This window comes from Halomonas sp. H10-9-1 (assembly GCF_040147005.1).
Taxonomy (GTDB): domain Bacteria; phylum Pseudomonadota; class Gammaproteobacteria; order Pseudomonadales; family Halomonadaceae; genus Halomonas.
Genome location: NZ_JAMSHO010000001.1, coordinates 2,651,629 through 2,676,356 on the forward strand (window position 1 = coordinate 2,651,629; position 24,728 = coordinate 2,676,356).

Annotated in this window: 18 protein-coding genes and 1 pseudogene; 13 read left to right on the forward strand and 6 right to left on the reverse strand. The window is 70.4% G+C overall.

Annotated features, from left to right (window positions below; all coding sequences use genetic code 11):
- Window positions 1-1,182 (reverse strand): GNAT family N-acetyltransferase, encoded by a 1,182-nt coding sequence (locus NFH66_RS12210; protein ID WP_349610503.1) that lies wholly within the window; start codon window positions 1,180-1,182, stop codon window positions 1-3.
- Between the two features lie 111 nt (window positions 1,183-1,293).
- Here NFH66_RS12210 and NFH66_RS12215 point away from each other — a divergent pair, with 111 nt between their 5' ends.
- From NFH66_RS12215 to NFH66_RS12235, 5 genes are all read left to right on the forward strand, one after another.
- The gene (locus tag NFH66_RS12215) at window positions 1,294-2,691 is read left to right on the forward strand and encodes a coniferyl aldehyde dehydrogenase (RefSeq protein ID WP_349610504.1); all 1,398 of its coding nucleotides are present in this window, start codon (window positions 1,294-1,296) and stop codon (window positions 2,689-2,691) included.
- A 133-nt stretch (window positions 2,692-2,824) separates the two neighbouring features.
- Complete coding sequence (gene edd / locus NFH66_RS12220; protein ID WP_349610505.1) at window positions 2,825-4,711, forward strand: phosphogluconate dehydratase; 1,887 nt, start codon at window positions 2,825-2,827, stop codon at window positions 4,709-4,711.
- Between the two features lie 12 nt (window positions 4,712-4,723).
- The gene (glk, locus tag NFH66_RS12225) at window positions 4,724-5,689 is read left to right on the forward strand and encodes a glucokinase (RefSeq protein WP_349610506.1); all 966 of its coding nucleotides are present in this window, start codon (window positions 4,724-4,726) and stop codon (window positions 5,687-5,689) included.
- 43 nt (window positions 5,690-5,732) lie between these two features.
- Complete coding sequence (locus NFH66_RS12230; protein WP_349611731.1) at window positions 5,733-6,617, forward strand: D-hexose-6-phosphate mutarotase; 885 nt, start codon at window positions 5,733-5,735, stop codon at window positions 6,615-6,617.
- A complete protein-coding gene (locus NFH66_RS12235; RefSeq protein WP_349610507.1) occupies window positions 6,614-7,588 on the forward strand; it encodes a carbohydrate kinase family protein in 975 nt (324 codons plus the stop codon). Before NFH66_RS12230 ends, NFH66_RS12235 begins: the two co-directional genes overlap by 4 nt.
- A gap of 7 nt (window positions 7,589-7,595) precedes the next feature.
- Here the strand turns inward: NFH66_RS12235 and cra are convergent, their stop codons facing one another.
- Entirely contained in the window at window positions 7,596-8,597 is a 1,002-nt protein-coding gene (cra, locus tag NFH66_RS12240; RefSeq protein ID WP_349610508.1) for a catabolite repressor/activator, read from the reverse strand.
- 168 nt (window positions 8,598-8,765) lie between these two features.
- Between cra and ptsP the strand changes: the two genes are divergently transcribed.
- From ptsP to NFH66_RS12255, 3 genes are read left to right on the forward strand one after another with little or no spacing between them, the layout of a single operon-like run.
- Window positions 8,766-11,651: a phosphoenolpyruvate--protein phosphotransferase gene (gene ptsP / locus NFH66_RS12245; protein WP_349610509.1), complete on the forward strand. Its 2,886-nt coding sequence runs from the start codon at window positions 8,766-8,768 to the stop codon at window positions 11,649-11,651.
- Complete coding sequence (gene pfkB, locus NFH66_RS12250) at window positions 11,651-12,631, forward strand: 1-phosphofructokinase (protein WP_349610510.1); 981 nt, start codon at window positions 11,651-11,653, stop codon at window positions 12,629-12,631. Before ptsP ends, pfkB begins: the two co-directional genes overlap by 1 nt.
- Window positions 12,628-14,373 (forward strand): PTS fructose-like transporter subunit IIB, encoded by a 1,746-nt coding sequence (locus NFH66_RS12255; RefSeq protein ID WP_349610511.1) that lies wholly within the window; start codon window positions 12,628-12,630, stop codon window positions 14,371-14,373. Before pfkB ends, NFH66_RS12255 begins: the two co-directional genes overlap by 4 nt.
- A gap of 146 nt (window positions 14,374-14,519) precedes the next feature.
- Here NFH66_RS12255 and gap read toward each other — a convergent pair whose 3' ends face one another.
- Window positions 14,520-15,542, reverse strand: coding sequence for a type I glyceraldehyde-3-phosphate dehydrogenase (gap, locus tag NFH66_RS12260; RefSeq protein WP_349610512.1), 1,023 nt, complete (start codon window positions 15,540-15,542; stop codon window positions 14,520-14,522).
- A gap of 300 nt (window positions 15,543-15,842) precedes the next feature.
- On the opposite strand from gap, the gene pyk reads away from it, so the two are divergent.
- Genes pyk through pgi form a run of 3 tightly spaced genes read left to right on the forward strand, consistent with a single transcriptional unit; the run spans window position 15,843 to window position 19,502 of the window.
- Window positions 15,843-17,312, forward strand: a complete 1,470-nt coding sequence (gene pyk, locus NFH66_RS12265; protein WP_349610513.1) for a pyruvate kinase — start codon at window positions 15,843-15,845, stop codon at window positions 17,310-17,312.
- 4 nt (window positions 17,313-17,316) lie between these two features.
- Window positions 17,317-17,796, forward strand: a complete 480-nt coding sequence (locus NFH66_RS12270; protein ID WP_349610514.1) for a methylglyoxal synthase — start codon at window positions 17,317-17,319, stop codon at window positions 17,794-17,796.
- 41 nt (window positions 17,797-17,837) lie between these two features.
- Complete coding sequence (gene pgi / locus NFH66_RS12275; RefSeq protein ID WP_349610515.1) at window positions 17,838-19,502, forward strand: glucose-6-phosphate isomerase; 1,665 nt, start codon at window positions 17,838-17,840, stop codon at window positions 19,500-19,502.
- Window positions 19,503-19,655: 153 nt separating this feature from the next.
- Here the strand turns inward: pgi and NFH66_RS12280 are convergent, their stop codons facing one another.
- The 3 genes from NFH66_RS12280 to zwf all read right to left on the reverse strand — a co-directional run bounded on the left by NFH66_RS12280 (window position 19,656) and on the right by zwf (window position 22,696).
- Window positions 19,656-20,318 carry a bifunctional 4-hydroxy-2-oxoglutarate aldolase/2-dehydro-3-deoxy-phosphogluconate aldolase gene (locus NFH66_RS12280; protein ID WP_349610516.1) on the reverse strand — a complete coding sequence of 221 codons (663 nt, stop codon included), beginning with the start codon at window positions 20,316-20,318 and terminating at the stop codon, window positions 19,656-19,658.
- Between the two features lie 18 nt (window positions 20,319-20,336).
- Window positions 20,337-21,005, reverse strand: coding sequence for a 6-phosphogluconolactonase (gene pgl / locus NFH66_RS12285; RefSeq protein ID WP_349610517.1), 669 nt, complete (start codon window positions 21,003-21,005; stop codon window positions 20,337-20,339).
- 194 nt (window positions 21,006-21,199) lie between these two features.
- Window positions 21,200-22,696 (reverse strand): glucose-6-phosphate dehydrogenase, encoded by a 1,497-nt coding sequence (gene zwf / locus NFH66_RS12290; RefSeq protein ID WP_349610518.1) that lies wholly within the window; start codon window positions 22,694-22,696, stop codon window positions 21,200-21,202.
- A 228-nt stretch (window positions 22,697-22,924) separates the two neighbouring features.
- On the opposite strand from zwf, the gene NFH66_RS12295 reads away from it, so the two are divergent.
- A complete protein-coding gene (locus NFH66_RS12295) occupies window positions 22,925-23,794 on the forward strand; it encodes a MurR/RpiR family transcriptional regulator (RefSeq protein WP_349610519.1) in 870 nt (289 codons plus the stop codon).
- 71 nt (window positions 23,795-23,865) lie between these two features.
- Window positions 23,866-24,719, forward strand: a pseudogene (locus tag NFH66_RS12300) (putative selenate ABC transporter substrate-binding protein).
- The last annotated feature ends 9 nt before the right edge of the window (window positions 24,720-24,728 follow it).

Below are 24,728 nucleotides of genomic sequence, written 5' to 3' on the forward strand. Positions count from 1 at the left end.
TCATTGCTCGCCGGCAGGACCAATCTTCGCCTCATCGCGAAACGGCAGCGCCTGCTCGGCGGCCCGGCAGTAGGCACGCACCTGCACTCGCTCCTCAGCGCAGAAACGCGCCACGGCGTCGCGCAGGCGCGGGTCGGCGATATGGTGCAGGGAGGTGAGCAGGCGCGGCGCGAAGCCCCGGGCGAGCTTGTGCTCCCCCTGGGTGCCCGGGTCGAAGGTGGCAAGCCCCCGGGCCAGGCAGTGCTCGATGCCCTGGTAGTAGCAGGCTTCGAAGTGCAGGCAGTCGGCCATCACCTCGCTGCCCCAGTAGCGGCCGAAGAGGGTGCGCGCGCCCTGCAGGCAGAGGGCCGCGGCCACCGGCGTGCCTTCGAGCCGCGCCTGGACCAGCAGCAGGCTCTCGGGCATCGAGGCATGCAGGCGGCGGAAGAAGTCCAGGTTGAGGTAGCCGTGGCGGCCGCGCTCCAGGTAGGTGATCTCGTAGCAGCGGAAGAAGTGCTCGAGGGCCGCCTCGTCGATGGCCTCCCCCTCCAGGCGGTGCAGGGTCAGCCCCTGGTCGGCGACGATGCGCCGCTCCCGGCGGATCGCCTTGCGCCGCTTCGAGGTCATGGCGGCCAGGAAGCCGGCGAAGTCGCCATACCCATGATCGCACCACTGGAACTGCACCCCGTGGCGCGCCAGCAGTTCCGGCCGCGCCGCCTGCCACTCGGCCACCTCGGCCTCCTCGGCGAACAGCAGGTGCCAGCTCGAGAGCTCGCCTATCTCCTGGTCATTGGTCAGCTCCCAGGCATCGGCCAGGGCCGCGCGGGCCGCGCGCGGCTCGACCCCCGGCGCCAGGGCCAGCCGCGGGCCGGGCGCCGGGGTGTAGGGAATCGCCGTCAGCGCCTTGGGGTAGTAGCGTCCACCGGCGCGCTCCCAGGCATCGGCCCAGGCCCAGTCGAAGACGTATTCACCGAAGGAGTGGTGCTTGTGGTAGAACGGCATGATGCCGACCAGAGACTGACCCTGCCACAGCGTCTGGTGACGGGGCACCCAGCCAGTGGCCGGGCCCACCGAACCGCTGGCCTCCAGGGCGTGCAGGAACTCGTGGCGCAGGAACGGATGATCGTCGCCGACCAGGGCGTTCCAGTCGCTGGCGGACACCGCCTCCATGGCGGGCAGGGTCTGACGCGTCAGCATGGTCATGCAGTCACTCCGTTCATGGGGCGTCGTGGTGCCTTCCCCTGGCGGCGAGATGGCGCCACCATTGTGCCCAGACCACGATCGACCTTCCATCTCCGCAAACAGGATCTCAGCATGCGCGATGCCCATGATCTAGAGGCCCACCTCGACGCCCAGCGCCGCGCCTTCAACGCGGCCCCCTACCCGAGCCTCGCCACCCGCCGCGAGCGGCTGGCGCGGCTTGCCACCCTGACCCGCCGCCACCGCAACGAGATCGCCGAGGCCATCAACAAGGACTTCGGCCAGCGCGCCGAGATGGAGACCCGCCTGGCCGAGGTGGCCACCATCCTCCAGGGGGCCGGATACGCCCGGCGCAGGCTGCGCCGCTGGATGCGCCCCAGCCGCCAGCCGGTCGGCTGGCGGCTGCAGCCGGCCCGCGCCCGGGTACACAGCCAGCCGCTGGGCGTGGTGGGCATCATCTCACCCTCCAACTATCCGTGGAGCCTCGCCTGGCTACCCGCCATCGATGCCCTGGCCGCCGGCAACCGGGTGATGATCAAGCCCAGCGAACACACCCCAGCCACCTCGGCGCTGATGGCGCGCCTGGCGGCTCGCTATTTCGAAGCGGAGGAGCTCTGCGTGGTGGAGGGTGATGCCGAGGTGGCCCGCGCCTTCGCCGCCCTGCCCTTCGACCACCTGCTGTTCACCGGCGGCGGGCGCATCGGCCGCGAGGTGGCCCGGGCCGCCGCCGCCAACCTGACCCCCATCACCCTGGAGCTCGGCGGCAAGACGCCGGCCATCGTCGCCGACGACGCCGACCTGACCCGCGCCGCCGAGCGCATCGCCTTCGGCAAGTGGCTCAACGCCGGCCAGACCTGTATCGCCCCGGACCACGTGCTGGTCGAGGCCTCCCGGCTCGGCGACTTCATCGAGGCGATGCGCAAGGCGGTGAAGACGTTCTACCCCCGGGGCACCGCCAGCGAGGACTACACGGCCGTGCTGGGGAGCCACCAGCGGGCGCGGCTCGAGGCGACGCTGGAGGAGGCCCGCGACCACGGCTGCCGGGTGATCGCCCTGGGCGAGCGCGTCGAGCTGCCGGGGGGCGGGGTCAAGCTGCCGCCGACCCTGGTGATCGACCCCCACGAGGGCCTGTCGCTGATGCGCGAGGAGATCTTCGGCCCCTGGCTGCCGATCGTCGGCGTGCGCGACCTCGACGCCGCCATCGACCATGTCAACGCCGGCCCCCGTCCGCTGGCGCTCTACGCCTTCACCGACGATGCCGGGCGGCGCCGGCAGGTGCTGGAGACCACCCACTCCGGCGGCGTGGTCTTCAACGACACCCTCTGGCACAACGCCGTGCCGGCACTGCCCTTCGGCGGCGTGGGCGAGAGCGGCATGGGGGCCTACCAGGGCGAGGCCGGCTTCCTGCGCTTCAGCCTGGAGCGCAGCGTCTTCCTCCAGGCGCGGCGCAGTGCCGTGGGGCTGCTGAATCCCCCCTACCGCCGCTGGCTGCTCAGGCTGCTGGGGCTCTAGCCGGAGGCGTCGCCAGCCAAGAACCTAAGGTAATAAAACTACAAATATTCCAAGACTCCGGCTAGAATGGCGAGGAATCCGGATATAATTTTGGTAAACTTACCAAACACGCCACAAGAGACCGAGGTGCCCCATGGCCACGCCGACCCCCGAACTGAACGCCACCGTCGCCGATGTTACCCGACGCATCCGCGAGCGCTCCGCCGAGCGCCGCGCCCTCTACGAGGCGCGCATGGCCGACCAGCATCGGCGCGGCGTACATCGCGGCGAGCTCTCCTGCGGCAACCTGGCCCACGGCTTCGCCGCCTGCGGCGCGGAGGACAAGGGCCGCCTCAAGCTGATGAACAGCGCCAACCTGGGGGTCGTCTCCTCCTACAACGACATGCTCTCCGCCCACCAGCCGCTTGCGGCCTTCCCCGCGACCATCAAGGCCGCCGCCCGCGCCATGGGCGGCACCGCCCAGTTCGCCGGCGGCGTGCCGGCCATGTGCGACGGGGTGACCCAGGGCCAGCCCGGAATGGAGCTGTCGCTCTTCTCCCGGGAGGTGATCGCCATGGCCACCGCCGTGGCGCTCTCCCACAACATGTTCGACGCCGCCCTCTACCTGGGGGTCTGCGACAAGATCGTTCCTGGCCTGTTCATCGGCGCGGCGCGCTTCGGCCACCTGCCGGCGCTGTTCGTGCCTGCCGGCCCCATGGAGAGCGGCCTGCCCAACAAGGAGAAGGCGCGCATCCGTCAGCTCTACGCCGAGGGCAAGGTGGGCCGCGACGAGCTGCTCGAGGCGGAGTCCGCCTCCTACCACAGCCCCGGCACCTGCACCTTCTACGGCACCGCCAACTCCAACCAGCTGATGATGGAGATGATGGGCCTGCACCTGCCCGGCGCCTCCTTCGTCAACCCGGGCACGCCGCTGCGCGAGGCGCTGACCCGCTACGCCGCCGAGCAGGCGATCCGCAACACCGAGGTCGGCGGCGACTACCGTCCCTTCTACCAGCAGATCGACGAGCGCGCCATCGTCAACGCCATGGTCGGCCTGCTGGCCTCCGGCGGCTCCACCAACCACACCCTGCACCTGGTGGCCATGGCCGCCGCGGCGGGCCTCACCATCACCTGGGACGACTTCACCGCCCTCTCCGCGGTGACCCCCAGCCTGACCCGCATCTACCCCAACGGCCAGGCCGACGTGAACCATTTCCAGGCCGCGGGCGGCATGAGCCTGCTGATTCGCGAGCTGCTCGGCGCCGGGCTGATCCATGGCGACATCCCCACGGTGTTCGGCAGCGACCTGACCGCCTACACCCGGGAGCCCTTCCTCGAGGACGGGCAGCTGACCTGGCGCGAGGGCCCCACCGAGAGCCTCGACCGGGACGTGCTGCGCGGCGTGGCCGCCCCCTTCGCCCCCACCGGCGGCCTCACCGTGCTGGACGGCAACCTGGGCCGAGGGGTGATCAAGGTCTCGGCAGTGGCCGAGGAGCACCGGAGTGTCGAGGCCCCGGCGCGGATCTTCGAGGACCAGAACGAGCTCAAGGCGGCCTTCGAGGCCGGCGAGCTGGATCGCGACGTGGTAGTGGTGGTGCGCTACCAGGGCCCCAAGGCCAACGGCATGCCGGAGCTGCACAAGCTCACCCCCTATCTCGGCGTGCTCCAGGACCGCGGCCACAAGGTGGCGCTGGTCACCGACGGGCGCATGTCCGGGGCCTCAGGCAAGGTGCCGGCGGCCATCCACATGACCCCTGAGGCCCTGGACGGCGGCCCCCTGGCGAGGCTGCGCGATGGCGATATCGTCCGCCTGGACGCCAATGCCGGCACCCTCGAGGTCAAGGTGGACGCCCACGCCTGGGCCGAACGCGAGGTCGGCGAGCCGCATCTCGACCACTACCACGTGGGCCTGGGCCGCGAGCTGTTCGCCGGCTTCCGCCACCTGGCCAGCGGCTCCGAGCAGGGCGCCTCGGTGTTCGGCGGCTTCGAGGCCGACGACCTGGCCCGCCAGGCCGGCCAGATCCACGACGAGGATGCCTGAGGGCCCACGGCAATGACACGACCCGCACTTATCGGGGACATCGGCGGCACCAACGCGCGCTTCGCCCTGGTGACCCCGGGCGGCTTCGCGCCCCACGACATCCTGAGCCTGCCCTGCGCCGACTACCCCGGCCTGGTGGAGGCGGTACGCGACTACCTGGCACGGGTCGGCGCCACCGGCGACGGGGCCCCGCGCGAGGCCTGCCTGGCCTTCGCCTGCCCGATCCGCGGCGACCGGGTCACCATGACCAACAACCCCTGGTCCTTCTCCCGGGCCGAGGTCCAACAGGCGCTTGGTCTCTCGCTCTTCAAGGTGATCAACGACTTCACCGCCCAGGCGCTGGGCGTACCCCACCTGGGTGAGGAAGACCTGGTCGAGGTGCAGCCCGGCGAGGCGATCCCCCACGCGGCCCGGCTGGTGATCGGCCCCGGCACCGGCCTCGGCGTGGCCGGGCTCTTCCCCGGCCGCCACGCCTGGATCCCGCTGCCCACCGAGGGGGGCCACGTCACCTTCGCCCCCACCGACGAGCGCGAGCAGAACCTCCTGCGCCACTTCCGCAACCGCTACGGCCGGGTCAGCGTGGAGCGCCTGCTGTGCGGCCAGGGACTGCTGGACCTCTACCTCGCCCACTGCTCGCTCAAGGGCGCCAACCCCGTGCACACCACCCCCGCCGAGGTCACCGCAGCGGCCGACAGCGACCCGCTGGCCCGAGATACCCTGCTGCGTTTTCTCAAGATCCTCGGCGACGTCTGCGGTGACGCCGCCCTGATGCTGGGCGCCCGCGGCGGGGTCACCCTGTGCGGCGGCATCCTGCCCCGGCTGCGGGAGTGGCTGCCGCGGAGCCGCTTCTGCGAGGCCTTCGCCGCCAAGGGGCGCATGGGCCCCTACACGGCGGCGATCCCCGTGCACCTGGCCACCGCGCCCTGGCCGGGGCTGCTGGGCGCCGCCGAGGCCCTGCATAATCCAGAGGTCAAATGAATCGACGGAAGAAGTCGAGTAACGCGACGGAAGAGGTCGAATGATGATTCCGCAAAGCCTGCGAACCCTGCTCGACGAGACCCGCGGTCGACGCCGCGCCGAATGGGCCGGCCGCGAGGTGTGGCTGGCCAACGAGGGCTGGGGGGAGCTGGCCGTCTCGCTCCAGGGCGCCCAGGTCCTTCACTTTCAACCTGCGGAGCGTGACGGCGACGGCTGGCTGTGGGTGACGCCGACGCCCCAGGCCCTGCCCGGAGCGATCCGCGGGGGCATCCCGCTCTGCTGGCCCTGGTTCGCCGACGACCGCTATGCTGACGAGTCGCCGGACCGCTCGGGCCCCTTCCATGGCCCGGCGCGCAAGGCCGACTGGCGGCTGGATGCGGTGGATGACCACGAGGAGGGCGTGGAGCTGCACCTCTCGCCCGAGGGGCGCCTGCATACCCAGCTGGCGCCGCGGCTGGTGGTCCAGGCCAATGCCCGCCGCCTCCACCTGGAGCTGATCACCGAGCACGTCGGCGAGACGCCGGTGAAGATCAGCGGCGCCCTGCACAGCTACCTGGCCGTGGGCGACGCCTTCGCCTGCCGCGTCGAAGGGCTGGCCGGTGCCCGCTACCTGGACAAGCTGGCCGGCTTCGCCGAACACGATCAGCAGGGCGAGCTCGGCGTGCGCGGCGGGCTCGACCGCATCTACCACAGCAACGCCGAGCTGGTCCTGGACGACGGCTCGCGCCGCCTGCGCATCGCCCGCCAGGGCAGCGACTCGGCGGTGATCTGGCACCCCGGCGAAGCGCTGCCCGACGACACCCCCGCCGAGGCCGCCCGCCGCTTCCTCTGCGTGGAGTCCGCCAATACCCGCCTCGACCCGGTGTGGCTCGTCCCCGGCGCCCAGCACCTGCTGGGCACCACCCTCAGCCTGGAGCTTCCCGCATGATGCCCGTGATCGCCTTCGGCGAGGCTCTGGTCGACATGCTCTCGAGCCGACTCGGCGACCCGGCCGCCGACGAGACCGAGACCTTCACCCCGTACGCCGGCGGCGCGCCCGCCAACGTGGCCGTGGCCTGCGCTCGGCTGGGCGTGCCCAGCCGCTTCCTCGGCATGCTCGGCGAGGACCGCTTCGGCGACTTCCTCGCCCGGGAGCTGGCCGCCCATGGCGTCGACACCTCCGGGGCGGTGCGCACCCGGGAGGCGCGAACCGCGCTGGCCTTCGTCTCCCGGGACGCCGCGGGGGAGCGCACCTTCGACTTCTACCGGCCACCGGCCGCCGACCTGCTCTACCGGCTCGAGCACCTGCCCCAGGGCGTGTTCGCCGAGCCCGCCATCCTGCACCTGTGCAGCAACAGCCTGACCGAGCCGGAAATCGCCGAGACCACCCTGGCCATGGCCGAGATGGCCCGTCGCGCCGGCTGCCTGGTCAGCGTGGACGCCAACCTGCGCCACAACCTGTGGGCGACCGGCCAGGCCGACATCAGCCTGGTGACCCGCCTGCTCGACGCCGCCGACCTGCTCAAGCTCTCCACCGACGAGCTCGACTGCCTGCGCGCCGACCACCCGGAGGACGCCTGGCTGGCCGAGCGGCTGGCCGCCGGGGTCAAGGCCGTCGTGATCACCGACGGGCCCGGCGAGGTTCGCCTGCTGGGCGCGGGCCTCGAGAGGCGCGTGACGCCGCCCGCCGTCGAGGCGGTGGACACCACCGCCGGCGGCGACGCCTTCATCGGCGGGCTGCTGGCCGAGCTCGCTGAACACCTCGGCGAGGCAGGCATCGACGGCGACTGGCACCGCGACGCCGACTTCCTGGCCCGGGCCGTGGAGACCGCCTGCCGCTGCGGCGCCCACGCCGTGACCCGCCCCGGCGCCTATGCCGCCCTGCCCACCCGCGAGGATCTGGCACGTCTCAAAGGCTGAACCGCCGTCATGAGACCGGCCGGCGATCCGGCCGCCGCCAGCGCAGCCGCCGGGCGATGACCGTCTCGCCCGGGCGGTAGTCGCCGCGCGCCGCGGCGAGGGCGGCCTGCAGGGCGGCCGCGGCAATGCGGTCGTGATCCTGCACCGCCGAGTTGACCGGCTGCGGCAGGAAGTCCAGCAGCCGGCTGTCGCCGAAGGTGGCCAGGCGCAGGTCCTGGGGCAGCCCCCCCTCCTCCAACAGCACATCGAAGACCCCGTCGAGCAGGGTGTAGGAGGCGGTGATCAGGGCATCGGGCAGGCCGTGGGCAGCGATCAGCTCGCGCAGCAGCCGCGCGCCTTCGTCGCGCTCGTAGCGCTCCCCGCTGGCGATGACCGGCTCGACATCCTGGCCCGCCAGGGCACGCTCGAAGCCGGCCCGTCGCTCCCGGGTGATGGAGATCCCCGGCACGGCGTCCAGCCAGGCCACCCGTCGCACCCCCTCACCCAGCACCGAACGCGTCAGGCGCTCGGCGGCCTCGGCGTCGTTGCTCACCACGCTGACGAAACGCGCCGTGTCCAGGCCGCGGTCCACGGCGATCACCGGCAGGCCGTCGGCCATCAGTTCGACGTAGAAGGGATCGTCCGGCGACAGACAGCTGGCGGTGATCAGCACCTCGCAGCGCTGGGCGCGCAGCGCCAGCGCCAGGTCCCGCTCGCTTTCCGGCCGATCGTCGGAGCCGACGATCAGCAGCTGGTAGCCTTGCTCTCGAGCGCCGCGTTCTAGCCGCTTGGCCAGGCGCGCATAGCTGGCGTTCTCCAGGTCGGGCACGATCAAGCCGAGGATGCGGCTGCTGCCGCGGCGCAGTGCCGCGGCCTGGGCATCGACTCGGAAACGGTGCTTGCGCACCACGGCCATCACCCGCTCCACGGTCTGCGGGCTGATGCGCTTCTCCTCGGCCTTGCCGTTGATGACATAGCTGGCCGTGGTGCGCGAGACACCGGCCAGGCGTGCGATCTCGGCGAGCGTCATAACCTTTCCTTTTGGCGTGAGTGACACGATTCTACGCCACTCGATGCCAGCCTGGCGCTCCTGGACTCCCCTACCAATGTCGTAGGCTCTTCGCCTTGCCATGTGAGGTGAATCGAGCCAGCCTTGACGCCATGCTGACACGATTCACCCACCCTCGAGGACACTCCCATGCTCACCCTCACCCAGGACGATATCCTGCTGGGCTGCGAGGCCCACGATTGGCGCGGCGCCCTGGACCTCGCCGCCGAGGCGCTGCAGGAAGCCGGCCTGGTGGCCTCTGGTTACCGCGACGGCCTGCACGCCCGAGAGGCGCAGTCCTCCACCTTCCTCGGCAGCGCCATCGCCATCCCCCATGGCACGCCGGAGAGCCGCGAGCACGTGCGCGCCACCGGGGTGCGGGTGCTGCAGTTCCCCCAGGGCATCGACTGGCATGACGGCAACCGCGTCCATGTGCTGGTGACCATCGCCGCCCAGAGCGATGAGCACCTGGACATCCTGCGCCAGCTGACCCATGTGCTGGACCGCGACGGCGTCGCCGAGCGCCTGGCCGCCGCCGACTCTCGCGCCGAGATCGCCGGACTGCTGTCGAAGGCAGTGGTGGAGGCGCGGCTGGATGCCGATACCCTGTGCCTCGGCTTCCCCGCTCGGGACGCCAGCGAGCTGGCCCTGGCCGCCGCCGCCCGTCTGCGCCAGGCCGGTTGCGTGGAGAGTGCCTTCGTCGCCACCGTGGCCGACCAGACGCCCCGCAACCTCGGCCAGGGACTGTGGCTGGTGACCAGCGACAAGGGCGTGACCCAGCCGGCCCTGGCACTGGCCACGCCGGCATCCCCACTCGCCGCAGGGGATTCCCCCTTGACCGGAGTCTTCTGCCTGGCCGCCCAGGGCGACGCTCATCACGGACTGCTGGAGCGACTCATCACCCTGCTGGAGAGTGGCAGCGCCTCCGCTCTGGCCGGCGCCGATGCCGCTACGGTGCTGGCCCGGCTGGCCGGCGAGAGTGCGACTGCCACCACCAGGCGAGTGCGGGTACTCAATGCCCATGGCCTGCACGCCCGCCCGGCCAAGCAGCTGGTGCAGGTGGCCCGCGCCCAGGGTGTGACGATTCGGGTACGCCTGGCGGAGGGCGGCGGCCGGGCGGTCTTGGCCACTAGCTTGACCAAGGTGATTGGCCTGGGCGCCCGACGCGGCCAGCCGCTGCTCTTCTCCGCCGAGGGCGAGAGCGCCAAGGCGGCCCTTGAGGCCGTCTGCCAAGCCGTCACCGAGGGCCTCGGCGAATCTGTGCTGCCCTTCAACGAGAGCCGCGAGCACCAGTTGCCCCAGCCGGTAGTGACGATCAACCCCCTGCCCGAGGACGAACCCCAGACGGCGGTGGCCGCCTCTCCGGGCCTGGCCATCGCCCCGGCCTTCGTGCTGCGCACACCACGCTTCGAGTACCCCGAGCGGGCCAGCGAACCAGCCGTCGAGAGCCGCCGGCTGGACGAGGCGCTGCGCGAGGGCGAGGCGCAGCTCGAGGCCCTGGTGGGCCAGGCCCGCGGCGGCGAGGTGGCCCAGATCCTCTCCATGCACGAGGAGATGCTCACCGATCCCGAACTGCACCAGGCCGCCCGCGAGGGCATCAGTGAGGGTGCCTCCGCCGAAGCCGCCTGGTGGCATGCCATCGAGACCGCCGCCCACGCCCAGGAGATGCTGGCCGACCGCCTACTGGCCGAACGTGCCGCCGACCTGCGCGACGTGGGGCGCCGGGTGCTGGGGCTGCTCTGCCGGGTCGAGCTGCCTGAGCCGCCGGATACCCCCTATATCCTGATCGCCGACGACCTCGGCCCCTCCGACGTGGCCCGCCTGGATACCGCGCGGGTCCGCGGCCTGCTCACCGCACGCGGCGGCGCCACCGCCCACAGCGCCATCCTGGCCCGGGCACTGGGCATCCCCGCCGCGGTGGGCGCAGGCGACAGGGTGCTGACGCTTGCCAATGACACCCTGCTGATCCTCGACGGCGACCGGGGCCGCTACACCATCGCCCCTTCCGAAGAGCGCCTGGCCAGTGCCGAGCAACGACTGGCGGACCAACGCCGCCGCGAGGCGGAGGCCTGGGAGGCCCGCCACCGGCCGGCCCGGACCCCCGATGGCCACCGCGTCGAGGTGGCCGCCAACCTGGGCAACACCGCTCACGCCCAGGACGCCGTGGAGCGCGGCGCCGAGGGAGTCGGCCTGCTGCGTACCGAATTCATCTTCATGGCACACGCCTCGGCCCCCGATCTGGAGACCCAGATCGCCGAATATCGCGAGGCTATCGACGCCCTGGACGGCCGTCCATTGGTGGCCCGCACCCTGGACGTGGGCGGCGACAAGCCGCTGCCCTACTGGCCGGTGCCCAGAGAGGACAACCCCTTCCTCGGCCTGCGCGGCATCCGGCTGGCGCTGACCCGCCCCGAGGTACTGGAGACCCAGTTGCGCGCACTGCTCATCGCAGCCGCGCCCGCGGCAGGTGGCGAAGGGACGGCCCGGCCGCTGCGCATCATGCTGCCCATGGTCAAGGATCTCGGCGAGTTCCGCACCGCCCGCACCATCTTCGACCGCCTGCTCGAGGAGATGCCCGCGGCCGAACGCGCCACCGACGTCCAGCTCGGGGTGATGATCGAGGTACCCTCGGCGGCCCTGCTGGCCCCGACGCTCGCCGCCGAGGTGGACTTCTTCTCGGTGGGCACCAACGACCTGACCCAGTACACCCTGGCCATCGATCGCGGCCACCCGGAGCTCTCCGCCCAGTCCGACGGCCTGCATCCGGCGGTGCTGCGGTTGATCCAGATGACCGTCCAGGCCGCCCACGCCCAGGGCAAGTGGGTGGGGGTGTGCGGCGAGCTGGGCAGTGACGCCACGGCGATCCCGGTGCTGGTGGGCCTCGGCGTCGACGAGCTCTCGGTCAGTGCCCGCCAGGTGCCGCTGGTCAAGGCGCGGCTACGCGAGTTCGATCTTGCCGAGGCCCGCGCCCAGGCCGAGCTGGCCCTGGCCCAGCCCACCGCCGAGGCGGTACGCGACGCCCTGGAGGTGCGCTGATGGCCCGGATTCTCACCCTCACCCTCAACCCCGCCCTGGACCTGGCGATCGGTCTCGAGCGACTCGTCCCCGGGGAGGTCAACCGCACCCGCGAGACCCACCTGGAGGCTGCCGGCAAGGGCGTCAACGTGGCCCGGGTGCTGGTCGCCCTCGGCCACCAGGTCACGGTGTCGGGGTTCCTCGGCATCGACAACGACGGCCCCTTCCTGCGCGCCTTCGAGGCCCTGGGCGTGGAGGACGCCTTCCTGCGCGTGCCCGGAGAAACCCGCATCAACGCCAAGCTCGCCGAGGCCGACGGTCGAGTCACCGACATCAACGGGCCCGGTGCCACCATCGGCAGCGCCGCCTGGCAGCGGCTGCTGGCCTGGCTCGACGCCTTCCTGGCCAATCCCGAGCGCCGCCCCGCGGCGGTGGTGATCGCCGGCAGTCTGCCCCCCGGACTCACGCCCGCGGAGCTGGCCGAGCTGGTCACTCACTTGCGCGGCGAGGGCCTACCGGTGTGGGTCGATACCAGCGGCGCGGCGCTGACCGCCGCCATCGGCGCCCGCGCCACCGCCGTCAAGCCCAATGAGCTGGAGCTGGCCGACTGGGCTGGCCATGCCCTGGACACCGGTGAGGCCCGCCTCAAGGCAGCCCTCAGGCTCTACGCGGGCGGCATCGAGGAGTCGCTGATCTCGGCGGGCCCCGCCGGGGTGCTCTGGGTCAGCCAGCGCGGGGCCTGGCAGGCGGTGCCGCCGCGTCTCGAGGTGGCCAGCACCGTGGGCGCCGGCGATACCCTGCTCGCCGCCCTCCTGCATGGGGTGATCGAAGGCCACACCCCCGAGCAGACCCTGCGCCTGGCCACGGCGCTCTCCGCCGAGTCCGTCCGCCACGTCGGCGTGGGCAATCCCCGCGCCTCCGACTTCCCCCACCTCCAACAACAGACCCGCGTGCGTCGCCTCAACGATGTCGATGCCAGCGCGGGGGGAGCCATCGCATGAACGTCATCATCATCACCGCCTGCCCGAGCGGCATGGCCACTACCTTCCTCGCCGCCCGCCGCCTGGAGCAGGCCGCCCGCCGCCTGGGCTGGTCGCCCAGCATCGAGATGCATGGCGAGCTGGTGGCCCCGACGCCACTCTCCGCCGAGGCTATCGCCGCCACCGACCTGGTGATCGTCGCCGCCGACCGCGTCCCGGCCTCCGAGCGCTTCGCCGGCAAACCGCTGTTCCAGGCCGCCATCGACCAGGCCCTGCCCGACCCGGCCGCCTTCCTGGCACGCGCCGAGCGTGAGGCCACCCCCTTTACCTCGCCGGCCCAGGCCGAGGCACCGGCCGCCGCAACGGGTAGCGCCCGGATCGTGGCGGTGACCGCCTGCCCCACCGGGGTGGCGCATACCTTTATGGCGGCCGAAGCCCTATCCGAGGCAGGCAAGGCACTCGGTCACCAGATCCGCGTGGAAACCCAGGGCTCGGTGGGCGCCCAGAATCAGTTGACCGAGGAGGAGATCGCCGACGCCGACGTGGTGATCCTGGCCTGCGATATCGAGATCGATCCGACCCGCTTCGCCGGCAAGCGCCTCTATCGCACCTCCACCGGCAACGCCCTGAAGAAGGCCAAGCCCACCATCGAGGCGGCGCTGGAAAACGCCGCGGTGGAGAGCGCCGGCAGCGCTCCCAGCGGTGCCTCCAACAGCGCCAAGAAGAGTCTAAAGGAGGTCGGCGTCTACAAGCACTTGCTCACCGGGGTCTCCTTCATGCTGCCCATGGTGGTGGCCGGGGGACTGCTGATCGCGCTCTCCTTCGCCTTCGGCATCGAGGCCTTCGAGCAGGAAGGGACCCTGGCCGCGGCGCTGATGCAGATCGGCGGCGGCACGGCGTTTGCGCTGATGATTCCGGTACTGGCCGGCTATATCGCCTACTCCATCGCCGACCGACCGGGCATCGCCCCGGGCATGATCGGCGGCATGCTGGCCGCCAATATCGAGGCGGGCTTTCTCGGCGGCATCCTGGCCGGCTTCCTGGCCGGCTATGTGGCGCTGGCGGTGGCCCGCCACGTCAAGCTGCCGGCCAGCGTCGAGTCGCTCAAGCCGATCCTGATCATTCCCCTGGTGGCCAGTCTGGTCACCGGCCTGACCATGATCTACGTGATCGGCGAGCCGGTGGCGGCGATCATGGCCGGGCTGACCAGCTTCCTGGCCGGCATGGATGCCACCAACGCCGTGCTGCTCGGCATCCTGCTCGGCGCCATGATGTGCGTCGACCTCGGTGGACCGGTCAACAAGGCCGCCTACACCTTCGGCGTCGGCCTGCTGGCCTCCCAGACCTACGCGCCCATGGCGGCGATCATGGCCGCCGGCATGGTGCCGGCCATCGGCATGGGCATCAGTAGCTTCGTGGCCAAGCACAAGTTCTCCGAGCCGGAGCGTGAGGCGGGCAAGGCGTCCTTCGTCCTGGGGCTGTGCTTTATCAGCGAGGGCGCCATCCCCTTCGCCGCCAAGGACCCGCTGCGGGTGATCCCCGCCTGCATCGCCGGCGGCGCGGTGACCGGCGCCCTCTCCATGCTGGTCGGCGCCCAGCTGATGGCCCCCCATGGCGGCATCTTCGTGCTGATGATTCCCGGCGCCATCACCCCGGTGCTGCTCTACCTCGCGGCCATCGTGATCGGCTCCCTGGTCACCGGCATGGGCTACGCCGCGATCAAGCGCGGCGCCGCACCGGTGGCTGTGAGCGCCGCCACCTGACCCGGCACCAGGGGCGCCCCACCGACAGGGCCCGGGTGTTACCCGGGCCCTGCTGCCGTTGCCCGGGTCCCTGACGCGCGAACGCCGGGACGGTTTCCCGTCCCGGCGTTCGCGCCAAGGACCCGGCGACAGGCCGGGTCAGGCGATCAGGCCGCTTCGCGTTTGGCGTCGCTCACCGCCTGCATGGCGAGTGCGGTATCCAGCATGCGGTTGGAGAAGCCCCACTCGTTGTCGTACCAGGCCATCACCTTCACCAGGCGACCGTTCACCCGGGTGTGGTTGGCATCGAAGGTGGAAGAGTGGGCGTCGTGGTTGAAGTCGATGGAGACCAGCGGCTGGGCGTTGACCGCCAGCACCGGGGAGGCCTCGGCGGCCCGGGCAACGATGGCGTTGATCTCCTCCCGGGTGGTGTCTCGGCCGGCGGTGAACACCAGGTCGACCAGGGAGACGTTGATCACCGGCACCCGCACCGCCAGGCCGTCGAACTTGCCGGCGAGTTCCGGCAGCACCAGCCCGACGGCGGCGGCGGCCCCGGTCTTGGTCGGGATCATCGAGTGGGTGGCGCTGCGCGCCCGGTAGGGATCGCTGTGATAGACGTCGGAGAGGTTCTGGTCGTTGGTGTAGGCGTGCACCGTGGTCATCAGGCCGTTCTCGATGCCCACCGCCGCGTTGAGGGCCTGAGCGATCGGCGCCAGGCAGTTGGTGGTGCAGGAAGCGTTGGAGACCACCTTGTGCTCGGCGCTCAGGACCTGCTCGTTCACCCCGTAGACCACGGTGGCGTCGGCATCCGGGCTCGGCGCTGAGATCAGTACCCGCCGGGCGCCGGCCGCGAGGTGCTTGGCGGCGGCGGCACGTCGGGTGAACAGCCCGGTGCACTCCATCACCAGATCGACGCCCAGCGTCGCCCAGGGCAGCGCCGCCGGGTCCCGCTCGGATAGGATGGCGATGCGGTCGCCGTCAACGCAAAGGCTCTGCTCGTCGTGCTCTACCTTGAAGGGGAAGTGGCCGTGCACGGTATCGTGGCGCAGCAGATGGGCGTTGAGGGCGGGATCACCGAGATCGTTGATGGCCACCACCTGCACCCGGTGGCGATAGCCGTTCTCGTAGAGGGCCCGCAGCACGTTGCGGCCGATGCGGCCGAAGCCGTTGATGGCAATCTTGAGGGTCATGGTTCTCTCCTCCCAGGCGGTGGCCCTGTTGTGATCTTGTCGTGGTCCGGGGGGAGCCGGTCGGCGGAGGTGGCGGCCGGTCGCCGCCCGACTTGCCCACGGGCTCGTCCTCTCCGCAATGTGCCTCAGCGGAGGGAAGGATTCAAGATTATTTTGGTAAGTTTACATTCGTAACGCTTAAAAACTAACCATTATCTGTGGGCTGATACTTACCACGAGCCAGATCTCCGCTCGATTAGTAGTAAACTTACACATAGTCCGCTATTCTGGACACCCAGCCCCTTGCCCCAGGAGACCGCGATGTCGAGCCAGCCTCACCACTCCTCCATCCATGACCCCATTCGCCGCACCAAGATCGTCGCCACCCTGGGCCCGGCCAGCGACCGCGAGGGCGTGCTGGAGGCCATGATCGCGGCCGGCGTCGACGTGGTGCGCCTCAACTTCTCCCACGGCTCCCCCGACGACCACCGCCAGCGCCTGACCCGGGTGCGCGAGATCGCCGACCGCCTGGGCCGGAGCGTCGCCGCCCTCGGCGACCTCCAGGGGCCCAAGATCCGCATCGCCCGCTTCGCCGAGGGCGCCGTCGAGCTCGCCGAGGGCGCCCCCTTCGTGCTCGACATGGCCCTCGACGGCAACGCCGGCGATGCGACCCGGGTCGGCTGCGACTACCAGCAGCTGATCGACGATGTCGCCCCGGGCGACCGCCTGCTGCTCGACGACGGCCGGCTGGTGCTCGACGTCAGCGGCGTCGAGGGGCGCGAGATCCACACCACCGTGACGGTGGGCGGCAAGCTCTCCAACAACAAGGGCATCAACAAGCAGGGCGGTGGCCTCTCGGCTCCGGCGCTCACCGACAAGGACCGCGCGGACCTCGCCACCGCCGTGGCGATCGGCGTCGACTACCTGGCGGTCTCCTTCCCGCGCAGTGCCGCCGACATGGCCGAGGCACGCGAATTGCTCGGCGAGGCCGGGGCCGAGATCGGCCTGGTGGCCAAGCTCGAGCGGGCCGAGGCGGTAGCCGACGAGGCGACCCTGGACGGCATCATCCGCGCCTCGGAGGCGGTCATGGTGGCGCGTGGCGACCTGGGCGTGGAGATCGGCGACGCCAAGCTGATCGGTACCCAGAAGCGCATCATCAAGCGCGCCCGCACCCTCAACCGCGCGGTGATCACCGCCACCCAGATGATGGAGTCGATGATCGAATCGCCGCTGCCCACCCGGGCCGAGGTGTTCGACGTGGCCAACGCCGTGCTCGACGGCACCGACGCGGTAATGCTCTCTGCCGAGACCGCCGCGGGGCGCTTCCCGGTGGAGACCATCGAGGCGATGGACCGGGTCTGCCTGGGCGCCGAGCGGGAGAAGGTCGCCCAGGAATCCGGCCACCGCATCCACGAGGGTTTCTCGCGCATCGACGAGACCATCGCGCTCTCCGCCATGTACGCCGCCAACCACCTCTCGGGCGTGGCGGCCATCGCCTGCATGACCTCCACCGGCTACACGCCGCTGATTGCCTCGCGGATCCGCTCGGGGCTGCCCATCGTCGGGCTGGCCCACAGCCCGGTGGCGCAGCGGCGCATGGCGCTCTACCGTGGGGTGGTGTCGCTGCCCTTCGATACCCGCGACATGGCCCCCACCGAACTCAACGACCGGGCGCTGGCGCTGCTGGTGGAGAAGGGCATCGCCGCGCCCGGCGACCACGTGATCCTGACCCGCGGCGATCACATGAACGCCCATGGCGGCACCAACACCCTGAAGATCCTGGAGGCATGAGCCCATGAACGTGACCCGTCCCCGCCAGACCGTGACCCGCACCCTGCCGGCGCGCAAGCGCATTGCGCTGATCGCCCACGACGGCAAGAAGGAGGAGCTGCTGGCATGGGCGGCACGCTGGCAGGAGACACTGGCCCGCCACGAACTCACCGGCACCGGCACCACGGCGGAGCGGGTGGCCAGGACAGTGGGGCTACCCGTCAGGGGACTGATGAGCGGCCCGCTGGGCGGCGACCAGCAGATCGGCGCCCTGATCACCGAGCAGCGGCTCGACCTGCTGATCTTCTTCTGGGATCCCTTCGCGCCCCAGCCCCATGATCCCGACGTCAAGGCGCTGCTGCGACTCGCCGCCCTGTGGAACATCCCCGTGGCCTGCAACGCCGCCAGCGCCGATTTCCTGATCAGCTCGCCCTGGCTGGAATCGGCCTACGAGATGACCATTCCCGACGCCGGCGCCTGGATCTCCGACCGGACCGCCGACTGACCCGACCCCCACCCAACCGACAACAAGAGGCGAGGCTTCCGATGTTCCAGCTGACCCGCAGCGTGACCTGGCAGGCCCTTGCGCGCCTGCATGCGCAGACCGCCAACGACCGCATCCGCGACTACTTCACCAATGACCCCCAGCGCTTCGAAAAGATGAGCCTGCGCGTCGGCGGCCTGTTTCTCGACTACTCCAAGCATCAGGTCTCCGACGCGGTGCTCGACAAGCTGATCGAGCTCGCCGAGCACTCGGCGCTGGTGCAGCGCCGCGCCCAGATGTTCTCCGGCGACATCATCAACGTCACCGAGGACCGTCCGGTGCTGCACACCGCCCTGCGCAACCTCGGCGAGGGGCCGCTGATGGTCGATGGCCAGGACGTGATGCCGGAGATCCAGCGCACCCGCGAGCAGATCCGGGCGTTCTCCGAGGCGGTGCGCAACGGCGAATGGAAGGGCTACAGCGGCGAGCGCATCCGCGACGTGGTCAACATCGGCATCGGCGGCTCGGACCTGGGGCCCAACATGGCCTGCCGGGCGCTGCTCAAGCACCGCCACCCGGAGCTGAACTTCCACTTCGTCTCCAACGTCGACGGCGCCCACATCCGCAAGGTGCTCAGCCGCCTCGACCCGGCCACCACCCTGTTCATCGTCTCCACCAAGACCTTCTCCACCCAGGAGACCCTGCTCAACGCCCATACCGCCCGGCGCTGGTTCCTGGAGAATGCCGGCCCGGATGCCGACGTGGGGGCGCACTTCATCGCCGCTTCCACCAACAAGAAGGCGGCCATGGCCTTCGGCATCCGCGAGGAGAACGTCTTCGAGTTCTGGGCCTGGGTGGGCGGGCGCTACTCCATGTGGTCCTCCATCGGGCTGCCCATCGCCCTCTCCATCGGCTTCGAGGGGTTCATGGAGCTGCTGGAGGGCGCCTATGCCATGGACCAGCACTTCCTCACCGCCCCCTTCCGCGAGAACATGCCGGTACTGATGGCGCTGATCGGCATCTGGTACATCAACTTCGTCGGCGCCGAGACCCAGGCCATCGTGCCCTACGACCAGGCCCTGCATCAGCTGCCGGCCTTCCTGCAGCAGCTCGACATGGAGTCCAACGGCAAGTCGGTGGACATCTTCGGCCACCCGGTGGACTACAAGACCGGTCCCATCGTCTGGGGCCAGACCGGCTCCAACGGCCAGCACGCCTTCTTCCAGCTGCTCCACCAGGGCACCCGCTACGTGCCCATCGACTTCATCGCCTCGCTGAAGCCCGAGCCCGGCATGGAGGAGCACCACTTCGCCCTGCTCACCAACATGCTGGCCCAGGCCAACGCCTTCATGGAGGGCAGCCAGAGCGGCAGCCGGCTGGACCCCTACAGCTGCCCCGGCAACCGCCCCTCCAGCGTGCTGCTGCTCGACGAGCTGACGCCGAGGAACCTCGGCGCGCTGATCGCACTGTACGAGCACAAGGTGTTCGTCCAGGGGGTAATCTGGAACATCAACTCCTTCGACCAGTGGGGCGTGCAGCTCGGCAAGCGCATCGCCGGCGAGATCAGCGAGCGCATCGACGAGCAGAGCCAGGACTTCGACGCCTCCACCCAGGGGCTGCTGGCGCTGGTGCGTGGCCACTTCGCGGCCGACGGCGCTCCCCGGGCGAGCGCCGACGAGCCCGCGGCGAAACCCGCCGGCAAGGGCAGCAAGCGAACCCGGCGCTGAGGCACGCTGACGCAGCGGGGCCGGCAACTGCCGGCCCCGCTGCGTTTCACGCCGGCCAGCGACAACAAAAAAACCCGGCCGCGGGGGCCGGGGGAAAGGACAGCGGCTGGCTGTCGAGAGAGCACAGGGGTGCGCCCTGCCGGGCGCGGGAAATCAGTGGTGGAAGCGCTGGGCCGCATCGCGGGCCAGCTGGCGGATGCCGTTCCAGTCCTCGGCCTCCACCAGCGAGTTCGGCGTCAGCCAGGAGCCGCCCACGCACATCACGTTCCTGAGCGCCAGGTAGTCCTCGGCGTTGTCGAGGTTGATGCCGCCGGTGGGGCAGAAGCGCGCCTCGGGAATCGGCCCGGCGAAGGCCTTGAGCGCCTTGACGCCGCCGCTGGCCTCGGCGGGGAAGAACTTGAAGCGGCGATAGCCGTACTGCCAGCCGGTCATCAGCTCGGAGACGGTGGCCACGCCGGGGAGCATCGGCACCGGGCTCGAGACGCCATAGCGATAGAGCGCCTCGGTGGTGCCCGGGGTGACCACGAAGTCGGCGCCGGCCTGCTCGGCCTTGCGGTACTGGGCCGGCGTGAGCACGGTGCCCACCCCGATGCTGGCCTGGGGCAGCGCGGCCTTGATGCGGCGGATCGCCTCCAGGGCACAGTCGGTGCGCAGGGTCACCTCGAGCACGGTCAGCCCCCCTTCGACCAGGGCGGTGGCCAGGGGCACGGCGTCCTCCACGCGCTGGATGGCGAGCACCGGGATCACCTCGGCCTTGAGGCAGATGCTGTCGAGCTCGGTGGTGCGGGTGGAGGGCAGCTGCTTGTCGATGGTCATTGATGTCTCTCCATGAGATCAGGGGGCCCAGTAGGTGGCCAGGGGGCAGGCGAGGAAGGCGCGGATCGGCAGTTCGCGGACGTCGTCGCCGGACAGTGCCCGGGCCAGCACGGCGCGCTTGTCGCCGCCGGTGATGTGCAGCACGTGACGGCGGGCCTGGTGCAGGCGGTCGGCGCTGAGGGTAATGCGCGGCTGGGGCTGGCTGGGGGTGCGCACCGCCACCGCCGCTGCATCGGTGGTCAGCGCCAGGTCGAGCTCGCGGCTGTCGGGGAACAGCGAGGCGGTATGGCCGTCGCCGCCCATGCCCAGCACCACCACGCTGGCCGGCCAGGCGAGCGGCGCCAGGCGGTCGGCCACCGCCTCGGCGCCCTGCTCCGGGGTGGGATCCTGGGTGGTCAGCGGCACGAAGGTCGCCTCGGCGGCGGCCCCCTGCAGCAGGTGTTCGCGCACCAGGCGGGCATTGCTGTCGTCGGCGGACTCGGGCACCCAGCGCTCGTCGGCCAGGGTCACGTCGATGCGCGACCAGGGCAGCGCCATGGCGGCCAGCGCCCGGAAGAAGGGCACCGGCGTGGAGCCACCGGAGACCACCAGCAGGGCGCGCTCCTGGCGGGCCAGGTCGGTGCGCAGCGCCTCGGCCACGGCCTCGGCCAGCTGGGTGGCCAGGCGTTCTCGGCAAAGCTCACTCATCGTTGGGGGTCCTCAGTAGTCTTCATACCAGCTTCGTCCGTCCTGGGTGATCATGGCGGTCTTGAGAGAGGCGCCACGGGCCCGGGGGGCCGGTCGCCAGGCTCTAGTAATCTTCATACCAGCTCCGTCCGTCCCGGGTGATCATGGCGGTCTTGAGAGAGGCGCCACGGGCCCCGGGGGCCGGTCGCCAGGCTCTAGTAATCTTCATACCAGCTCCGTCCGTCCTGGGTGATCATGGCGATGGAGGCGACGGGGCCCCAGGATCCGGCCGGGTAGCGGCGTGGCGGCTCGTCGCGATCGGCCCAGGCGGCGATCAGGTTGTCGCACCACTGCCAGGCATGCTCGACCTCGTCGCGGCGCACGAAGAGGTACTGCTGCCCCTTCATCACCTCGAGCAGCAGGCGCTCGTAGGCGTCGGGAATCCGTGACTTGGGGAAGGAGCTGTTGAAGTCCAGGTGCAGCGGGCCACGGCGCAGGCGCATGCCCTTGTCCAGGCCGCTGTCCTTGGTCAGCACCTCCAGGGCGATGCCCTCCTCCGGCTGCAGGCGGATCACCAGCTTGTTGGCGGCGAGCCCGCGCTGGTCCGGATCGAAGATGTAGTAGGGCTGCTGGCGGAAGTGGATGATGATCTGGGAGAGCTTCTCGGGCATCCGCTTGCCGGTGCGCAGGTAGAAGGGCACGCCGGCCCAGCGCCAGTTCTGGACGCCGGTCTTCATCGCCACGAAGGACTCGGTGTGGCTCTCGGTGTTCGCCCCCTCCTCCTCGAGATAGCCGGGCACCGACTTGCCGCCGATGGTGCCGGCGGTGTACTGGCCGCGCACCACGTCGCGCCCCAGCATGTCGTCGGTGAAGGGCTTGAGCGCCTTGAGCACCTTGACCTTCTCGTCGCGGATGGCGTCGGCGTCGAGGTTGGCCGGCGGATCCATGGCGATCAGGCAGACCAGCTGCAGCAGGTGGTTCTGCACCATGTCGCGGAGCTGGCCGGCGTCGTCGAAGTAGCCCCAGCGCCCCTCGATGCCGACCTGCTCGGCCACGGTGATCTCCACATGGGAGATGTGGTTCTGGTTCCACTGGGTGCCGAACAGCGGGTTGGCGAAGCGCAGCGCGATCAGGTTCTGCACCGTCTCCTTGCCCAGATAGTGGTCGATGCGGTAGATGCGCGACTCGGGAAAGACCGCGCCGATGGCGTCGTTGACCTCGGCGGAGGACGCGAGGTCATAGCCGATCGGCTTCTCCACCACCACCCGGCTCTGGTCGTCCAGGCTGCCGCTGGCCTCAAGGTGTCGGCAGATGTCGCCGTAGATCCTCGCCGCCACCGAGAGGTAGACCACCATGGGGCGCTCCTGCCCCGCCTGGCGCCAGTCGCGGATGACCGTATAGCCCTCGGGCTGAGTGAAGTCGAGCTGGCGATAGTCGAGTCGCGAAAGGAAGCGCGCCAGCGCCTGGCGGTCGAGCTCCTCGGCCTTGACGTGGGTCTTGAGCGCCTTCTCGACGCGTCCCTTGAAGCCGTCCACGTCGAGCTCCTGGCGCGCCAGCCCCAGCAGTCGCGTGCTCGGGTCGAGCAGCCCCTCGCGGTCGAGCTGGAACAGCGCCGGAAAGAGCTTGCGCTGTGCCAGGTCGCCGAGGGCGCCGAACAGCGCCAGGTCGATATCGGTCCTGGCCGCCTGGCCGGATCGGCTGGAGTGACTCATGTGCGCCTCGCTTTTCGTTGGATTACCAAAAAAATACCCACCGAGCGGTCAAAAGGCAAGTTTTTGTTGTAAACTTACAAAACAAACGCCCGCCCGACGGGGACGGTTGGCCGCGACCCACCTCCTCGGGCTAGGATAGCCAGCATAATGTAGTTAAATCACTACATCATCTATCCCGGCTAAATCCGCGGCCCACGCCGCCCGCTGTCATGGAGACCCCCGCCCATCATGGCCAGTCACGACCTGCTCGATCGCATTCGCCAACGCCTCGAGGAACTCAACCGCTCCGAGCGCAAGGTCGCCGACGTCATCCTCGCCGACCCCGGCGCCGCCACCAGCATGAGCATCGCCACCCTCGCCCAGGCGGCCTCGGTGAGCGAGCCCACGGTCAACCGCTTCTGCCGCAGCTTCGATGCCAAGGGCTATCCGGACTTCAAGATCAAGCTGGCCCAGAGCCTGGCCGGCGGCACCCCCTACGTGAGCCGCGCCGTGGAGCCGGAAGACAGCGCCGCCGACTATACCCAGAAGATCTTCGGCGCCACCATCGCCGCCCTGGACGAGGCGCGCCGCCAGGCCGACCCCCAGCGCATCGAGCGGGTCGTGGACTACCTGATCCAGGCCAAGCAGGTGCACTTCTTCGGCCTGGGCGCCTCGGGGGCGGTGGCCCAGGACGCCCAGCACAAGTTCTTCCGCTTCAACCTGCCGGTCACCGCCTACGTGGACGTGCTGATGCAGCGCATGGTGGCCTCGAGCTGCCATACCGGCGACGTGGTGGTGGTGATCTCCTGGACCGGTCGCACCCGGGAGCTGGTCGACATTGCCCGGCTGGCCCGGGAGAACGGGGCCGTGGTGCTGGGCATCACCGCGCCGGGTTCGCCGCTGGCCGCCGAGTGCACCGAGACGCTGGAAGTCGCCATCGCCACCCCCGAGGACACCGACCACTACATGCCGATGACCTCGCGGATGATCCAGCTGGCACTGATCGACGTACTGGCCACCGGGGTGACCCTGCGCCGCGGCGAGGACTTCCTGGGCCACCTCAAGAAGATCAAGGACAGCCTGCTCGATACCCGCTACCCGTCCGGCCGGCCGGACTGATCGTCCCGGACTTGCCAGGCCCGGGCCCAGCGACAACAATAGCGGCCCGATTCCCCGACCGGAGCCGCGCCATGCGCCACCTCGCCCTTGCCGCCGTCCTCGCCCTGTTCGCCCAGGGGGCGGCCGCCGAGACCTTCCGCTTCACCGCCATCCCCGACGAGGACCAGGCGCGCCTGGTGGAGCGCTTCGGCAAGGTGGCCGACTACCGGGAGGAGCGCCTGGGCGTCGAGGTGGAGTACGTGCCGGTGAAGTCCTACAGTGCCGCGGTGACCGCCTTTCGCAACGACCAGGTGCAGCTGGCCTGGTTCGGCGGCCTCTCCGGCGTACAGGCCCGCCGCCTGGTGCCGGGCTCGGTGGCCCTGGCCCAGGGCAGCGAGGACGACGCCTTCATGAGCTACTTCATCGCCCACCACTCCACGGGCCTGGAGCGGGCCGACGCGCTGCCCGACGCGATCGAGGGCATGAGCCTCACCTTCGGCTCGCGCACCTCCACCTCCGGGCGCCTGATGCCGGAGCACTTCTTCCGCCAGCGCTTCGATGACGCCGACCCCGAGGCGTTCTTCTCCCGGGTGGGCTACTCCGGCGACCACTCGCGCACCATCGCCCTGGTGGAGGCCGGCACCTGGGACCTGGGCGCGGTGAACTACACCGTGTGGGAGGCCGCGGTGGCCGATGGCCGCGTCGACACCGACCGGGTCGAGGTGATCTGGGCCACCCCGCCCTACCCCGACTACAACTGGACCCTGCGCGGCGACGCCGACGAGCGCTTCGGCGAGGGCTTCACCGACCGGGTGCAGGCCGCCTTCCTGGAGATGGACGACCCGGAGCTGCTGGCCAGCTTCCCCCGCGAGGCCTTCATCCCCGCCGACAACGCCCTCTATGCCCCATCGAAGAGGTGGCCGAGGAGCTCGGCCTGCTGCGCTGAGGGCCTGAC

Bases quoted from the DNA above. Each gene is read 5' to 3' on its own strand.
- NFH66_RS12295 (WP_349610519.1), top strand. From the start codon at position 22,925: ATGGCCAGTCACGACCTGCTCGATCGCATTCGCCAACGCCTCGAGGAA.
- NFH66_RS12270 (WP_349610514.1), top strand. From the start codon at position 17,317: ATGAACGTGACCCGTCCCCGCCAGACCGTGACCCGCACCCTGCCGGCG.
- NFH66_RS12235 (WP_349610507.1), top strand. From the start codon at position 6,614: ATGATGCCCGTGATCGCCTTCGGCGAGGCTCTGGTCGACATGCTCTCG.
- gap (WP_349610512.1), bottom strand. From the start codon at position 15,542: ATGACCCTCAAGATTGCCATCAACGGCTTCGGCCGCATCGGCCGCAAC.
- edd (WP_349610505.1), top strand. From the start codon at position 2,825: ATGGCCACGCCGACCCCCGAACTGAACGCCACCGTCGCCGATGTTACC.
- pgi (WP_349610515.1), top strand. From the start codon at position 17,838: ATGTTCCAGCTGACCCGCAGCGTGACCTGGCAGGCCCTTGCGCGCCTG.
- glk (WP_349610506.1), top strand. From the start codon at position 4,724: ATGACACGACCCGCACTTATCGGGGACATCGGCGGCACCAACGCGCGC.
- pfkB (WP_349610510.1), top strand. From the start codon at position 11,651: ATGGCCCGGATTCTCACCCTCACCCTCAACCCCGCCCTGGACCTGGCG.
- NFH66_RS12280 (WP_349610516.1), bottom strand. From the start codon at position 20,318: ATGACCATCGACAAGCAGCTGCCCTCCACCCGCACCACCGAGCTCGAC.
- NFH66_RS12255 (WP_349610511.1), top strand. From the start codon at position 12,628: ATGAACGTCATCATCATCACCGCCTGCCCGAGCGGCATGGCCACTACC.
- cra (WP_349610508.1), bottom strand. From the start codon at position 8,597: ATGACGCTCGCCGAGATCGCACGCCTGGCCGGTGTCTCGCGCACCACG.
- zwf (WP_349610518.1), bottom strand. From the start codon at position 22,696: ATGAGTCACTCCAGCCGATCCGGCCAGGCGGCCAGGACCGATATCGAC.
- pyk (WP_349610513.1), top strand. From the start codon at position 15,843: ATGTCGAGCCAGCCTCACCACTCCTCCATCCATGACCCCATTCGCCGC.
- NFH66_RS12210 (WP_349610503.1), bottom strand. From the start codon at position 1,182: ATGACCATGCTGACGCGTCAGACCCTGCCCGCCATGGAGGCGGTGTCC.
- ptsP (WP_349610509.1), top strand. From the start codon at position 8,766: ATGCTCACCCTCACCCAGGACGATATCCTGCTGGGCTGCGAGGCCCAC.
- pgl (WP_349610517.1), bottom strand. From the start codon at position 21,005: ATGAGTGAGCTTTGCCGAGAACGCCTGGCCACCCAGCTGGCCGAGGCC.
- NFH66_RS12215 (WP_349610504.1), top strand. From the start codon at position 1,294: ATGCGCGATGCCCATGATCTAGAGGCCCACCTCGACGCCCAGCGCCGC.
- NFH66_RS12230 (WP_349611731.1), top strand. From the start codon at position 5,733: ATGATTCCGCAAAGCCTGCGAACCCTGCTCGACGAGACCCGCGGTCGA.